This is a genomic window from Leptothrix toolikensis (SeqCode) (assembly GCF_057922285.1).
Genome location: NZ_JBYSVC010000067.1, coordinates 1 through 13,406 on the forward strand (window position 1 = coordinate 1; position 13,406 = coordinate 13,406).

Below are 13,406 nucleotides of genomic sequence, written 5' to 3' on the forward strand. Positions count from 1 at the left end.
CGTGATCCGACCCTGAGCGTGGTGCAACACCATGCCCGCCACATCCTGCTGCGCCCCGGCCCGGGCCTGACCCCCGAAGCCGCCCAAACCAGGCTGAAGGATTTCAAGCAGCAAGTCGAGTCGGGCAAGGTCACTTTTGAGAGCCTAGCGCAGCAGCATTCTGAAGACGGTAGTGCCGCCAGTGGCGGCGACCTGGGTTGGGCCGGGCCAGGGCAATTCGTGCCCGAGTTCGAAACCGCGATGAAGAAACTCACGCCCGGCGGCGTTTCAGAACCCATCACTTCGCGCTTTGGCTTGCACCTGATTCAGCTGATTGAACGCAAGACCGTGGCGCTCAGCACCCGCGAACAACGCGAAACCGCCCGCGCCAGCCTGCGCGAAAGCAAATACACCGAAGCCTTTACCGACTGGTCGCGCGACGTTCGCTCACGCGCTTATGTCGAACTGCGTGAGCCGCCCCTATGAAACACATTGCACGCAAACGCTTTGGTCAGCATTTCCTGACCGACAAGATGCTGATCCAAGCCATCGTCGATCTGATCAATCCGCGCCCCGAACAAACCGTGGTCGAGATCGGCCCGGGCTTGGGTGCCATGACTTTCCCGGTGGTGGAGCGCTGCCAAAAGCTCACGGTCATCGAACTCGACCGTGACTTGGCCGCGCGCCTGCGCAAGCGTCCCGAGTTGAACGTGATTGAGTCGGATGTCCTCAAAGTCGATGTCCGCGCCCTCGCCCAGACGCTGGGTGCCCCCAAGCTGCGCATCATCGGCAACCTGCCCTACAACATTTCCAGCCCGATCCTGTTCCACCTGCTTGATCACGTCGATGGGGTCGAAGACCAGCACTTCATGCTGCAAAAGGAAGTGGTGGACCGCATGGCCGCTGCACCCGGTAGCAAAGACTATGGCCGCTTGAGCGTGATGTTGCAGTGGCGCTATGCGATTGAATCGGTGCTGGACGTGCCGCCCGAGTCCTTCGATCCGCCCCCTCGGGTCGATTCGGCCATCGTCACGATGGTGCCGCACGCCCAAGCGCCGCAGCTGGACCGCGCCGTGCTGGGTGAACTGGTGATGGTGGCGTTTTCACAGCGGCGCAAGATTTTGCGCAACACCTTGGGTCGGTGGCTGGAAGAGCGCGGCGTCACGCATCCTTTTGATGTGCAACGCCGCGCCGAGGAAGTCCCCGTGGCTGAGTTTGTCGCTTTGGCTCAGGCCGTGCCGAACTTGGTATCGAACTGAATCCCGATTTTTTGCAACAGCGGTGTCGGCAACAAGCCGCCCGCGCAGACGATCACGGCGTTGTTGCGCAACACCCGGTTCTCGCCCTCGTGCTCAATCTGCACCGAGCCGGGACCGATGTTCTTGACGCTAGAGCTCATCATCACCTTGAGCCGACCGGCTTTTTGCGCTTCTTCGAGCAGAGTGCGGTTTTTCTGCTTGATGCGCGCAAAGGCCTCGCTGCGATAAGACAGCGTCACTTCGGTGCCCTCCTCAGCCGCCAAAGCAATCGCCGCTTCTAAGGCACTATCGCCGCCGCCCACCACCAGCACGGCTTGGCCCCGGTACTGCTCAGCGTCGATCAGGCGGTAAACCACCTTGGGCGTTTCCTCGCCCGGCACATCGAGCTTGCGCGGTGTACCGCGCCGACCCAGCGCCAGCAAGACGTTGCGGGTGGTGTAGTTGCCTTGGTTGGTCTTGACGATAAAGGTGCCATCGGCTTGCGTCTCGATGTGCTCCATGCGCTCACGGAAACTCACCTTCAGCCCAGTCTTCTGCACCACGCCGTTCCAAAATTCCAGCAGCTTTTCCTTCTGGATTTCACTGAACTTGACCTTACCAATCAACGCCAACTCAATCGGATGGGTCATAGCGATTTTGTTGCGCGGATAGTGATACACCGCCCCACCGAGCGAATCTTCCTGCTCCAGCAGCTTGTAGCTCAGCTTGTGCTCGATGGCACTCAAACCGGCCGATAGGCCCGCCGGGCCACAACCGACCACCACCACGTCAAAGTCAGCCTTGCCACTGGCCTTACGCCGCTGGATGGTGTCCATGGCTTGACGCCCTTGGGCGCACGCATTGCGAATCAAGCCCATACCGCCCAACTCGCCGGCGATGAAGATGCCGGGGATGTTGCTTTCGAAATCGGACGAGAGATTCGGGATCTCCATGCCGCGCTTTTCGGTGCCAAACACCAACTCGATAGCATGGACCGGGCACGCCACACGACAGGCCCCATGGCCGATGCAGGCCGCAGCATTTTTCAGCACCGCCTTGCCGCCCACCACGCCCAGCGCGTCTTCAGGACAGGCCTGCACACAGGAGCCCGAGCCGATGCACAACACCGGGTTGATGATGGGGTGTAGCGAAGCTGGCTCGCCCAGCCCCGCCGCCTTGGAGGCCGCAAGCTCTTCGGCGTGGGCCTGCTCCATGCGCTTGTGACGGCGCATGTACATCACCATCACAAAAACGCCTGCCAAGGCGTATAGCCAGAAATAGCTCATTTCGCCCCCACGACCTCGCTGATGTCGATCTTCAGACCGGCGCTGCCGACCGCCACGGGCGCGGTCTGCCCCGTCAGATCACCGGGTTGCGGCATCGCTTCGCCGGTCTTGCTGATGCGGGCGGACACCACCACGAGGGTCGCGCCCGACAGGCGCGCCGCAGGCGACATCGACAAGCTGTCATCGAGGGTGAACTCGAACGGCAAATCTTTGACTTGCTTGCGCAGGATGGCCAACGGCATGCGTGGACCTTCGGCTGGGCGTGCGTAGATGAAGACCGTGTCGTTCGGGCTCGCCTTAGCCGCCAGAGCCGGGGCCAACTTCACCGAGCCGCGCAGCGTTTTGTCGGCCAATGCCGAGGTCGTTGCCTGGGCAGCTTGGGCGGGTGCAGGGCCCAATTTGCCCAAACGCCGGGCCTCATCCATGCCCGCACGCACTTGCTGAATCAACTCATTGGCATCGCTGGGCGCAGCGGCCACAGCCTTCTCCCAGAGGGCCACCGCACCAGCGTAATCCTTGCGCTCAAACGCTTCTGTACCGGCCAAGGACAACGCTTTGACGTTGTTCGGCTCCAGCGCCAAGGCCTGACGAATCAGCTTGAGCGGCTCACCCGCCAAGCTGCGGTTGTTCTTCACCGCCAAGGCATCGGCATAGTCCGCCAGCAACGAGGCATCTTTGGGATTGAGCTGATACGACTTGGCATAAGCCACCAGCGCATCATCGGGGCGACCTAAAACGTTGTAAGAGCGCCCGAGCATGCCCCAGCCTTCGGCGTCGTTGGGCTGGGCCTTGAGGCGCTCAGCCAGTTTCTCGACCATGGCTGCGAACTGCTGATTGTCCGGACCCGCTTCGTGCGGCGCACCGCCTTGAGCCGAGCCCTCTGCACCACCAGACTCTCCCGCGCCCGCATTGCCAGTACCCCCCATGGCGGCCATCGGTGGCTTGTCGCCGCCCGAGGGCGCGCCGCGCCAGAGATAGCCCCCAGCGCCGACCAACGCCACCGCTAAAACCAACCCGCCGACCAAGCGCATAGACGGTTTGGCGGCGGGAGCTTCATCGACGCCGGCCGCAGCAGCCGTAGCGACCGATACCGGCGCAGGCTCTGTGGCACCCGCCATGACCAGCTCCAACACCTTGCGCTCAAGGGTGGCCTTGCTCTCTTCGTACTGGGCAGCGGACAACACGCCGGTGTCGGTCAATTCCTTCAGTTGCTGCAACTGGTGGCGCAACGAGGCAAGGGTCTGGCTCATGGATATCTCAAGTTTTGATGGATGAAGTTTCTTCAGGATCGGCGTCGAAGGCGGCAGGATCCATGCGGCTACGCCGGCGCAGCACCGTGAAAAGTACCCCAAGCCCCCCCAGCAGCAACACCGCTGGTCCCGCCCACAGCAACGCCGTGGTGGCCTTGAACGGTGGGCGGTAGAGCACGAAGTCGCCGTAACGCGCCGTCATGTAGGCCAGGATGTCTTCCTCGCTTTTGCCTTGGCGCAGCATATCGCGCACCTCATTGCGCAGATCCACCGCCAACTCAGCGTGCGAATCGGCAATGGTCTGGTTCTGACACACCAAGCAGCGCAGCTCGGTGGCGATGCGCAGCATGCGGGCCTCCAGCACCGGATCTTCAGCCTCGGGGGCGGCGTCGCGCGCCGAAGCCGTGCCCATGAAACCCAGCAACCCCAGCAGACCGACCCAGAGACCAACCACCAAACGCAGCGTGCGAACAAGGTGAAGAAGGGACAAGGCGTTCATGACAACTCCTTGAGCAAGGGCTCAATCTTGGTGCGCAAAACCTCGGGTGTCAGCGGGCCGATGTGCTTGTAGCGCACCACGCCCTTGGCATCGATCACGAAGGTTTCGGGCACGCCGTAGACGCCCCAATCCAGCCCTGCACGCCCTTTGGGGTCGAGCAGCACAGCGTCATAGGGGTTGCCGAAATTACTCAACCACCCTTGGGCGTCGGCATCGGTGTCCTTGTAGTCGAGCCCATAGAGGGTCACCTGCTTGCGCTTGGCAAATTCAACCAAGACCGGATGCTCGTCGCGACACGCCGGACACCACGACGCCCAAACGTTCAGCAGCCACGGCTTGCCAAGCAGCTCATCGCGTCGGATGTGGCGCTCGGCTTGGCCCAAGACCTGCAAGTCGAAACTGGGTGCGGGTTTACCGATCAACGGCGAAGGCACTTCATGCGGATTGAGCTTCAAGCCCGCACCAAGAAAAGCCACCAGCACCAAGAAGATGCCCAGCGGGACCAGAAACTTCCAACTTTTCATACGGCCTCCATGGCGGCGGCTCGACGCGACATGCGATAGCGCCGGTCGGTGACAGCGATCAGACCACCGAGGGCCATCAACAAGCAGCCACTCCAGATCCAATCGACAAAGGGCTTGACGTAGACCCGCACCACCCAAGCCTTGGTGTTTTCGATCGGCTCACCCAGCGAAACGTACAAATCACCTGCCAACCGGGCATGGATCGCCGCCTCGGTCATCGGATTGCGCTGCACGCGATAGATGCGCTTTTCGGGGTACATGACCGTGACAAGCTCGTCGTTCTTCGTCACCTCGATCAAAGCGCGTGCGGCAACGTAGTTGGGGCCACGGATCTCACGGGTGCCTTTGAAGGCAAAGACAAAGCCATGCACCTCGGTGGTGTCACCCACATCCATGCGCACATCGCGCTCGACCTCATAGGTCTTAACCATCGTGACGCCAGCGATAAAGACGGCAATCCCTAAGTGCGCCACGCTCATGCCCACCACACTGCGCGGCATCTGCCGGCAGCGCGTCATGAAGCTGCGCGAGCTATCGCCCTTGGCCGGGCGGAGGCGCTCCAGCCAGTCGGTGACGACACTGGCCACCACCCACCAGCTCATCGCCAAGCCGATGCTGGACGCCACATGGATGCCACCCGCCATCCAGCCCGAACCGAGTGAAGCCAGCAAAGCCACCAACGCCGCCCACTTAAGACGACGGGCCAGATCCGGCACCGACGCTTCTTTCCAGCGCGCCAGCGGCCCCACGCCCATCATGAAGATCATGGGAGCCATCAGCGGCATAAAGACGCTGTCGAAATACGGCACACCGACCGAGATCTTGCCCAAGCCCAGCGCGTCCAGCAGCAGCGGGTACAAGGTGCCCAAAAGCACTGCGCCGCAAGCCACCACCAGAAGCACGTTGTTGAACAACAGCATGCTTTCACGCGAGATCAGCGCAAAACGCGCGCCCAAACCCACCGTGGGCGCACGCCAAGCGTAGAGCGTGAGCGACGAGCCGATCACCACGACCAAGAAGCCCAAGATGAACAAACCGCGACTCGGATCGGAAGCGAAGGCATGCACCGACGACAAGACGCCCGAACGCACAAGGAACGTACCCAAGAGCGAGAGCGAGAACGCCATGATCGCCAACAGCACCGTCCAGCTCTTGAAGCTGCCGCGTTTTTCGGTCACCGCCAGCGAATGGATCAGCGCTGTGCCGACCAGCCAAGGCATAAACGATGCGTTTTCAACCGGATCCCAGAACCACCAACCGCCCCAGCCCAGTTCGTAATACGCCCACCACGAACCCAAGGCGATACCGACCGTGAGGAACATCCAAGCCACTGTCGTCCACGGACGCGACCAACGGGCCCAGACCGAATCGAGGTTGCCGCCAATCAGGGCCGAAATGGCAAAGGCAAAAGCCACCGAAAAGCCCACATAGCCCATGTAGAGCATGGGGGGGTGGATCACCATACCCGGGTCTTGCAGCAGCGGATTCAGATCGCGGCCGTCCATGGCTGCCGGGAAAAGTCGGGTGAAGGGATTGGACGTGATCAGCATAAAGAGCAAAAAGCCCACGCTGACCAAGCCCATCACCGCGAGGATGCGCGCCAGCACGGGCTGCGGCAAATGACGGCTGAACGTCGCCACGGCCAGCATCCAGATCGTGAGCATCTGCATCCAAAGCAGCAGCGAGCCTTCATGACCGCCCCAGACCGCAGCGATCCGATAAGGCAGCGGCAAGGCGCTGTTGGAATTGGAGGCGACATAAAGCACCGAGAAGTCATGGCGCACAAAGGACGCCACCAGGCAGCCGAAGGCAATCGCCACCAGCACAAACAAGATCACGGCGGTGGGCCGCGCAAGCGCCATCCAATCTGCGCGACCGCGCTGCGCGCCGGCCATGGGGACCACCCCCAACACCATCGCCACACCCAAGGCCAACCACAAGGCCATATGGCCAATTTCAGGAATCATTTCAACGTCCCACCTTGTTTCGCACGCTTCAGCGCTTCGGCCGCCTCGGGCGGCATGTAGTTTTCATCGTGCTTGGCCAACACTTCCTTGGCGACGAATACATCGTTTTCCAGCTTGCCCTGAGCAACCACGCCTTTGCCTTCCTTGAACAGGTCCGGCAGGATGCCTTCATAAACCACCGGCACTTTTTGCACGGTGTCGGTCACTTCGAAATGCACCCGAATACCTTCGCGCTTGACGCTGCCTTGCACCACCAAACCGCCCAAGCGGAAGGTTTTACCGATGGGCGCTTCTTTGGCGATCATTTGTGAGGGCGAATAGAAAAACACCAAATTGCTGCGGAAGGCGTTCATGACCAAAGCAGCCGCCGCACCCACAGCGGCCAGGACCGCCAGGACAATCAACATTTTTTTGTGACGAGGTTTCACAACTCAATTTCCTTCGGAATCCAGCGCCGAGGCTTGCAACGCCGCAGCAAAACGCCGCTTGGCCAACCCGACTTCAAGCAACATCACCAAGGCCGTGACGATATAGGAACCCCAAATATAGGTTCCATAGCCACCCATTTCCAGAAATTCACGCATCGGGAACTCCAGTCACAAAATTCAGTTTCGCTTCAGAGCGGCGACCCATTCGGTGTCGAACTCCCGCTCAACAATAATCGCCCGGACTCTGGTAAATATAACGGCGAAGGCATAGGCCCAAAAGGCAAAGGTCATCACTGACATCGACATCAGCATGATCGAGGCCATCTTGGGTGCCGCATCCATGCTCACCGAAGCACCTTGATGCAAGGTATTCCACCAGCGTACCGAAAAATAAATGATCGGAATATTAACTGCGCCGATCACTGCCAGCAGCGCACCCGCTTGATCGGATCGTTTGGGATCATCAATGGCTTCGACCAAGGCGATATAGCCGAGATACAGAAAAAGCAAAATAAGTTGCGAGGTGAGTCGGGCATCCCAAACCCACCATGTACCCCACGTTGGCTTGCCCCACAGGGCTCCGGTCCAGAGCGCCACAAAGGCAAACATCGCCCCTGTCGGGGCAATAGCCCGCGCCATCATCGAAGCCAAACGAATATTCCAAGCCCAACCCACCGCTGCCCATCCGGCCATGACCAGATAAAGCACCATCGACATCCAAGCCGCCGGCACATGGATAAAAATGATGCGATAGGCCTCACCCTGAGTTGCATCGGTCGGGGCCATGAAAAACCCGATGTATAAACCGATAAAGCTCAAAACAAGGGTCACGCCCCATAACCACGGTAGCAAGCATCCCGCCAAAGTATAAAATTTTGATGGTGCGGCAAAAGTAAACAAGCGCATGGTGTTCAACCCAAGTATTTTCAATTCAGTGCAATGAAATTCTTAATGCCGCCGCAGTGGCCGGCGGCGCACCCAGCACAGAGAAAATCAACAACGCCCCAAGTAACGAGTAATGCCCCGAAGCAGATAGACCGGAATCTACGGCGGCCACCGCTCCTGCACCAAAAATCAAGGCTGGAATACACAAGGGCAAGACCAACAAAACCACCAACACACCACCACTGCGCAGCCCCAAGGTCAAGGCCGAACCCACGCCACCCAGAAGACTCAGAATCGGCGTCCCCAAAAGCAAGCCCAGCACAAGAGCGGCAATCGCATCACTGTGTAAATCAAAAAGCAAACCGATCACGGGGGTCACAAGAATCAAGGGCAACCCCGTTGTGAACCAATGCACCAAAGCCTTGGCAAAAGCAATTTGCATCAGGGATCGGCCCGAAACCAGCATTTGCTCCAAGGTGCCATCGGCATGATCAACCGCATAAATTTGCGTCACCGACATCATGGAAGCCATCAAGGCACACACCCAAACGACACCCGGTGAAATCTGCCGCAGCACCTGCGCTTCAGGCCCAACACCAAGCGGGAAAAGAGTCACCGCCACCACAAAGAAAACCACGGGCAAAAGAGCATCCACCCGGCGTCTGGCGGCCAGCATGAGATCTCTTTTGACAATCACCCGAATCACTGACTGCATATGTTTGATGCGTTTTATGCCGAAACCCCATCGGGCAAGACAAACTCCCGGTGCATGCACGACCTGAATGTCAGGTCAACATGGCTGGTCATCACCACACAACCGCCCAAGGCCACATGGTTTTCGATGACCTCATTCAAGACAGCAATGCCCGCCTTATCGAGCGCATCAAAGGGTTCATCAAGTACCCAAAGCCCAGGTGAAGGCTCTAACAACAACCTTGCCAAAGCCACACGCCGACGCTGTCCTTGAGAAAAGGTGCGAACCATGGCCCGGCGGCGCGTATACATACCAAACTGTTTCAGCGCCTGCTCCATCCGTTCGGTGGAGACCGCCAAGCCCTGTAATCCGGCCATGAATGCAAGGGCTTCGAAAGCCGACAAATCGTCTTTAAGCGCATTGGCATGGCCGATATAGACCGGCCGAGATACCCACATCACACGGCCTTCATCGGGGGGGACCACCGAGGCCAAAATACGCAACAAACTCGATTTACCCCGGCCATTACCCCCCTTGATCCAGAGGATTTCCCCAGCTTCAAGACGGAGGTTTAAATCCTTCAGCAAAGGCCGCCCCCCCCGCCCACAGGCAATACCCTGTGCGACGAGGTAGGGAGGATGGGCCTCAGAAGTCGTAGCGGGCACCAATGGAGTAGGTCTTGTTGCGGGTGGTTTCTAGCTTCGGCAGGCTGGCTACGCCCAGTCCATCCACAGTCCAACCAGCGGGCTGATCGGTGACGCTGTACTCGTAAGCGTAATCACCCTCGACAATCAAATTCTTGGTCAGCTTATAAGACATTCGCAGACTTGGGGCCACCCGTTTTGTTTTCTTGACAAGACTAGAGGTCGGGGCATCATCATTTTGCAAAATATAGCGCAACGCCGGCTCGAACTGGAAGTTATCTCCCACACTGGTCATATTGTTATATGACAGTTGCGCACCGTGACTATTGGTAGAACTTTGGTAATTAAGGCTGTAGACATGGCTGTCACGGGATGAATACAAATTGGTGCCAATCATCTGGGCACCCATATTCCAAAGGTCACCCGTGCTTGGACTGCCGGTCGGTAAAACACCCACCACCGGGGCCACACTACCCACGTTAAGCATACCCACCGTTGAGCCGACCTGCCAACGTGACGAAATCGGGGTGGTAAAACCCATCGAGCCTTGGGAGTACATCGCGGTGACTTCATGCACTTGATAGCGCAACTCATCCAACGTGTTGTAACAACTCATCAAATCACTGATGCGTCGAAAAGCGGCCGGGGGCGTTGAACCATTCGGGCAAACAATCGGCAGATTGGGCTGCAAGGGATCGGGTTGCAAGGAGTAATACAGCGCATTGCTCAAGGCAACGACAGATACCATCCGGCGATCAAAACTGAAGTTAACCGACGTGCCCTTGGGCGATTGCCATGTCCCTTGGAGCGTGCCGACGTTGACCACCTTCAAGAGGGTGTCATAGTCAAAAGCGAACGAGGCATTCATGCCACTGTCAAAGTAGCGCAATTCGGTACCGAAGGCATTGCGGTCCACCACGCCATCAATCATCTGGCGATTTATGAAAAAACTACCACTCGTTTTGGCCGTGATGGAATCAGCATCAATGGATGCGCCATAGAAATAGCGCTGCGTATCCAAAAGACGTTCTGATGGTTTACCGAAAGCCACATTAGCACGCAATTTTGGCAAAAAGCTGTACCCCGCTTGCACGCCATCAAAACGTGCAATAACTCCACCACCACTTGGGTTTTGTCGGCCTACTTTGATACCAAAGCCATCTGTAAATGATCGGTAATCAAAATACAAAGCAGACAACTTATTTCTGTCTCTATCTACTGTGGATGGAAGATCCTTGGCAACGTTACGCTGAAAACTATCTCTAAAAACGAAACGAATATCTTCTTCACGACTTCTTTTCCGCCACTGAGCATCCAAGTTCGTCATGATCATTTGTTGTGGTTTTGCTGAGATATCACTATCTTGCGGCAAAACAGGCAAAGCACTCACCACCGAATCGGCGAACTCCTGCGTTCTTACCCGCGATTCACCGCCATTGAAGTAAGTGCTCCACACCCCAGAAACCACCGCATCGGTCGCAGGCTTTTCTTTCTTGGCAACCGCTGGGCGTTCACCGCCCACCAAAGATCCAGCCAAAATACTGCGGGCTTGATCCGTATCTTTACCCGTGGGGTATTGCTTGATAAAAAGCTCAAGCTCCGTTCGACCCCGGTCATTGTCCCCCTGCTCAATACGCACCACGCCGACCAAATACTGGGCTTCACGGGTCGATTTGTTCGGTGGTAAATCGAGCGTCCGGTTGAGGAGTTCGAGGGCTTGATCAAGTTTGCCGGCGAATTCAGCTTTTTTGGCCAAACTCAACAAGGAGGCGGCGCGTTCGTCAATTTGTGCGGCACTCAACGGAGCCGATCCTGCGGCTTCCGGCATGGGCGGCACCGCCAAAGACACCGTCACCAGTGAAGCCAGTGGGAAGCGCTGCTTCAAAACAGCCAACGCTTTTTGCGCTTCATCCAACGTACCGAAATTACCCAGTTGAATTTCAAAGCGCTGCATCCCGGTCACCACCCGACTCACCACCTCTGTGGCGTAGTTTTGGTAAGCGGAAGGGATGGGCTTGTCAAGTTGCAGGTTGCGGTCGGTGGAGGTGACCAAGGCAATGGCATACGCTGTGCTGGCATCACCCTTGTCGGGGCTCTCCGTCAAGGCCGACTGAACCTGCCCGACCGTGGTCTTGGCCAACACGACCTCAATCGACTTACCACTAGAGCCCGCGCGAATCGCGGCGTTGGTGGAGCCAGCAAACCGAATCACCAACTTGCGACTCCGCTCGCCACCTTGGCCAGCGGACTCATCCGTCACAGTGATATCGCCCCTGCTTTGTGTACCCCGAATCACCAAACGCTGACCAAACATCAAGCTGAGCATGTTCTTGGTGGGAACAATCTCATAGAACGCTTGGATCAGGTCGTTAGAGCGAGAACTGACACTGCGACCTGTGTAATGGATCGGGGTCAGAAACCGGATTTGCAGGACCACATTCGGACCCTCTTGGCGCAAATCAGCATCTTCAATGATCTGTGCATACACCACCGACGAGGTCCAGAGCAGCAGCAGCGTGATCCAGAGGCGAAAGAGAGATTTGTTCACCGATGAGAAGCCCATTTGATCAGGGTGGCTTCCGATAGGCATCGAAAACCACCCTCTCTGTCGTATCCAATTTTTTGACCCGCCATTATGGCGGCAGACCGCAGATGCTGCCGCCCATCAATCCCAAGCGGAATAGGCCTGACCCTTATTACCCAAAGGCTTGTGGCAACCAGATGTCGAGCAATCGGTCGGGGCCGTCCCCTTGGCTTTGTGGGTCAGCGACTTTCTCTCCATGCTGCCTTGGTACGCCGTCCCCGAGGCGTGACAAGCCTTGCACCAACCCGAGCCACTACCTTGACTGGCGTTATGGTTCATGCGGGCCGGCAGCCATGTGCTGGTACCACTGTGACAATCCTTGCAGTCCATCGTGGCCCCGCTCAGCAATTGCACTTCAGGGATATGCGCAGCAGGCTTGGCCAAAGCACCCTGGATACCCGCGCTGAGGTAGGAGCCGTTATGGCAGGTCTTGCAAGCGGCTGCGGTCACAGAGCTGTGATTCATCGTCACCGAGGTTGCAAAGCTCACTTGCGACTTATGGCAGCTGTCGCACTTGGCAACACCAGGTGGCACAGGAATATGCGTCGCTGATTTGCCCTTGGCGGTCGAGCCGTTGTGGCAGGTGTCGCATGTGCCCGTACCCACAGCGTTGGCCGCAGAGTGCGCAAAGACCGTACCACTGGTCCAGCTGACGGTGGACTTGTGACAGCTATCGCAGCTGCCCGTCACACCTGCATGCGTCGCAGTAGCGGGCTTACCCACCGCAGGCGGGTAAGCCCCCGAGTGACAGGTCGCGCATTGACCCGCCACCGCCAACTGACTGTGATTCCACTTGGTCGGCTTCCAGCCCGTGGCGTTGTGGCATGACAGGCAGCTGGCATTACCGATGGGGATATGGGTCATCGGCCGGCCGGTGGCTGTGCTGCCGTTGTGGCAGGCAGTGCAGTTGGTGGCTACCGTGAACAAGCTGTGATCCGGCTTACCCGTTGACGCCCAGCTGGCGGTGGACTTGTGGCAACTCTCGCAGTTGCCCGTCACGCTGGCGTGCGTGGCCGTGCTTGGCTTACCGACCGCAGGCGGGTAGCTCCCGGTGTGGCAAGTCGCGCATTGGCTGCTGACTGACAGGGCACTGTGCAACCGAGCCGGAGCCCAAGCCGCGTAGCCGCTCTTATGGCAGGTGTCGCAGTTGGTCACCGTCACACCCGCCAAGCCGGTGTACGGAATGTGATTGGCTGGCTTGGCATCGGCTGGCGGGTAGGCCCCCGAGTGACAGGTCGCACATTGGTTAGACACCACCAACTGGCTGTGATTCCATTTGGTCGGCTTCCAACCCGTGGTGTTATGGCAGGACAAACATCCGGCATTGCCAATCGGGATATGGGTCATCGGCCGGCCGGTGGCCGTGGTGCCATTGTGACAAGCGGCGCAGTTTGTCGCTGTGGTGAACAAGCTGTGATCCGGCTTACC

At 58.4% G+C, this 13,406-nt stretch carries 14 protein-coding genes; 2 read left to right on the forward strand and 12 right to left on the reverse strand.

The window, feature by feature from the left end; translation table 11 throughout:
- Together AC3VI7_RS09850 and rsmA are read left to right on the forward strand one after the other, a co-directional pair.
- On the forward strand, nt 1-465 hold a 465-nt coding region (locus tag AC3VI7_RS09850; protein ID WP_489671491.1), incomplete at its 5' end, for a peptidylprolyl isomerase.
- A complete protein-coding gene (gene rsmA, locus AC3VI7_RS09855; RefSeq protein ID WP_489669587.1) occupies nt 462-1,238 on the forward strand; it encodes a 16S rRNA (adenine(1518)-N(6)/adenine(1519)-N(6))-dimethyltransferase RsmA in 777 nt (258 codons plus the stop codon). The genes AC3VI7_RS09850 and rsmA, both read left to right, overlap by 4 nt.
- On the opposite strand, the gene AC3VI7_RS09860 is transcribed toward rsmA, so the two are convergent.
- The 12 genes from AC3VI7_RS09860 to AC3VI7_RS09915 all read right to left on the reverse strand — a co-directional run.
- On the reverse strand, nt 1,208-2,503 hold the full coding sequence (locus AC3VI7_RS09860) for an NAD(P)-binding domain-containing protein (RefSeq protein WP_489669588.1): 1,296 nt from the start codon (nt 2,501-2,503) through the stop codon (nt 1,208-1,210). The two genes, rsmA and AC3VI7_RS09860, sit on opposite strands and share 31 nt — an antisense overlap.
- Complete coding sequence (locus AC3VI7_RS09865; protein ID WP_489669589.1) at nt 2,500-3,753, reverse strand: c-type cytochrome biogenesis protein CcmI/CycH; 1,254 nt, start codon at nt 3,751-3,753, stop codon at nt 2,500-2,502. The genes AC3VI7_RS09860 and AC3VI7_RS09865 overlap by 4 nt, the downstream gene beginning before the upstream one ends.
- A gap of 7 nt (nt 3,754-3,760) precedes the next feature.
- Nucleotides 3,761-4,252 (reverse strand): cytochrome c-type biogenesis protein, encoded by a 492-nt coding sequence (locus AC3VI7_RS09870; protein ID WP_489669590.1) that lies wholly within the window; start codon nt 4,250-4,252, stop codon nt 3,761-3,763.
- The gene (locus AC3VI7_RS09875) at nt 4,249-4,776 is read right to left on the reverse strand and encodes a DsbE family thiol:disulfide interchange protein (protein ID WP_489669591.1); all 528 of its coding nucleotides are present in this window, start codon (nt 4,774-4,776) and stop codon (nt 4,249-4,251) included. Before AC3VI7_RS09875 ends, AC3VI7_RS09870 begins: the two co-directional genes overlap by 4 nt.
- On the reverse strand, nt 4,773-6,743 hold the full coding sequence (locus AC3VI7_RS09880; RefSeq protein ID WP_489669592.1) for a heme lyase CcmF/NrfE family subunit: 1,971 nt from the start codon (nt 6,741-6,743) through the stop codon (nt 4,773-4,775). The genes AC3VI7_RS09875 and AC3VI7_RS09880 overlap by 4 nt, the downstream gene beginning before the upstream one ends.
- Nucleotides 6,740-7,171 (reverse strand): cytochrome c maturation protein CcmE, encoded by a 432-nt coding sequence (gene ccmE, locus AC3VI7_RS09885; RefSeq protein ID WP_489669593.1) that lies wholly within the window; start codon nt 7,169-7,171, stop codon nt 6,740-6,742. Before ccmE ends, AC3VI7_RS09880 begins: the two co-directional genes overlap by 4 nt.
- 3 nt (nt 7,172-7,174) lie before the next feature.
- The gene (gene ccmD / locus AC3VI7_RS09890; protein ID WP_489669594.1) at nt 7,175-7,327 is read right to left on the reverse strand and encodes a heme exporter protein CcmD; all 153 of its coding nucleotides are present in this window, start codon (nt 7,325-7,327) and stop codon (nt 7,175-7,177) included.
- A gap of 21 nt (nt 7,328-7,348) precedes the next feature.
- A complete protein-coding gene (ccmC, locus tag AC3VI7_RS09895) occupies nt 7,349-8,077 on the reverse strand; it encodes a heme ABC transporter permease CcmC (protein ID WP_489669595.1) in 729 nt (242 codons plus the stop codon).
- A gap of 25 nt (nt 8,078-8,102) precedes the next feature.
- A complete protein-coding gene (ccmB, locus tag AC3VI7_RS09900; protein WP_489669596.1) occupies nt 8,103-8,771 on the reverse strand; it encodes a heme exporter protein CcmB in 669 nt (222 codons plus the stop codon).
- A gap of 14 nt (nt 8,772-8,785) precedes the next feature.
- The gene (gene ccmA / locus AC3VI7_RS09905; protein ID WP_489669597.1) at nt 8,786-9,415 is read right to left on the reverse strand and encodes a heme ABC exporter ATP-binding protein CcmA; all 630 of its coding nucleotides are present in this window, start codon (nt 9,413-9,415) and stop codon (nt 8,786-8,788) included.
- Nucleotides 9,396-11,984 carry a tetratricopeptide repeat protein gene (locus AC3VI7_RS09910; protein WP_489669598.1) on the reverse strand — a complete coding sequence of 863 codons (2,589 nt, stop codon included), beginning with the start codon at nt 11,982-11,984 and terminating at the stop codon, nt 9,396-9,398. Before AC3VI7_RS09910 ends, ccmA begins: the two co-directional genes overlap by 20 nt.
- Before the next feature lie 75 nt (nt 11,985-12,059).
- Nucleotides 12,060-13,406, reverse strand: a 1,347-nt coding sequence (locus AC3VI7_RS09915; RefSeq protein WP_489671333.1) for a hypothetical protein, incomplete at its 5' end; no start/stop codon positions are given.

Coding starts and splice junctions, on each gene's coding strand:
- rsmA (WP_489669587.1), top strand. CDS start 462: ATGAAACACATTGCACGCAAACGCTTTGGTCAGCATTTCCTGACCGAC.
- AC3VI7_RS09860 (WP_489669588.1), bottom strand. CDS start 2,503: ATGAGCTATTTCTGGCTATACGCCTTGGCAGGCGTTTTTGTGATGGTG.
- AC3VI7_RS09865 (WP_489669589.1), bottom strand. CDS start 3,753: ATGAGCCAGACCCTTGCCTCGTTGCGCCACCAGTTGCAGCAACTGAAG.
- AC3VI7_RS09870 (WP_489669590.1), bottom strand. CDS start 4,252: ATGAACGCCTTGTCCCTTCTTCACCTTGTTCGCACGCTGCGTTTGGTG.
- AC3VI7_RS09875 (WP_489669591.1), bottom strand. CDS start 4,776: ATGAAAAGTTGGAAGTTTCTGGTCCCGCTGGGCATCTTCTTGGTGCTG.
- AC3VI7_RS09880 (WP_489669592.1), bottom strand. CDS start 6,743: ATGATTCCTGAAATTGGCCATATGGCCTTGTGGTTGGCCTTGGGTGTG.
- ccmD (WP_489669594.1), bottom strand. CDS start 7,327: ATGCGTGAATTTCTGGAAATGGGTGGCTATGGAACCTATATTTGGGGT.
- ccmC (WP_489669595.1), bottom strand. CDS start 8,077: ATGCGCTTGTTTACTTTTGCCGCACCATCAAAATTTTATACTTTGGCG.
- ccmB (WP_489669596.1), bottom strand. CDS start 8,771: ATGCAGTCAGTGATTCGGGTGATTGTCAAAAGAGATCTCATGCTGGCC.
- AC3VI7_RS09910 (WP_489669598.1), bottom strand. CDS start 11,984: ATGCCTATCGGAAGCCACCCTGATCAAATGGGCTTCTCATCGGTGAAC.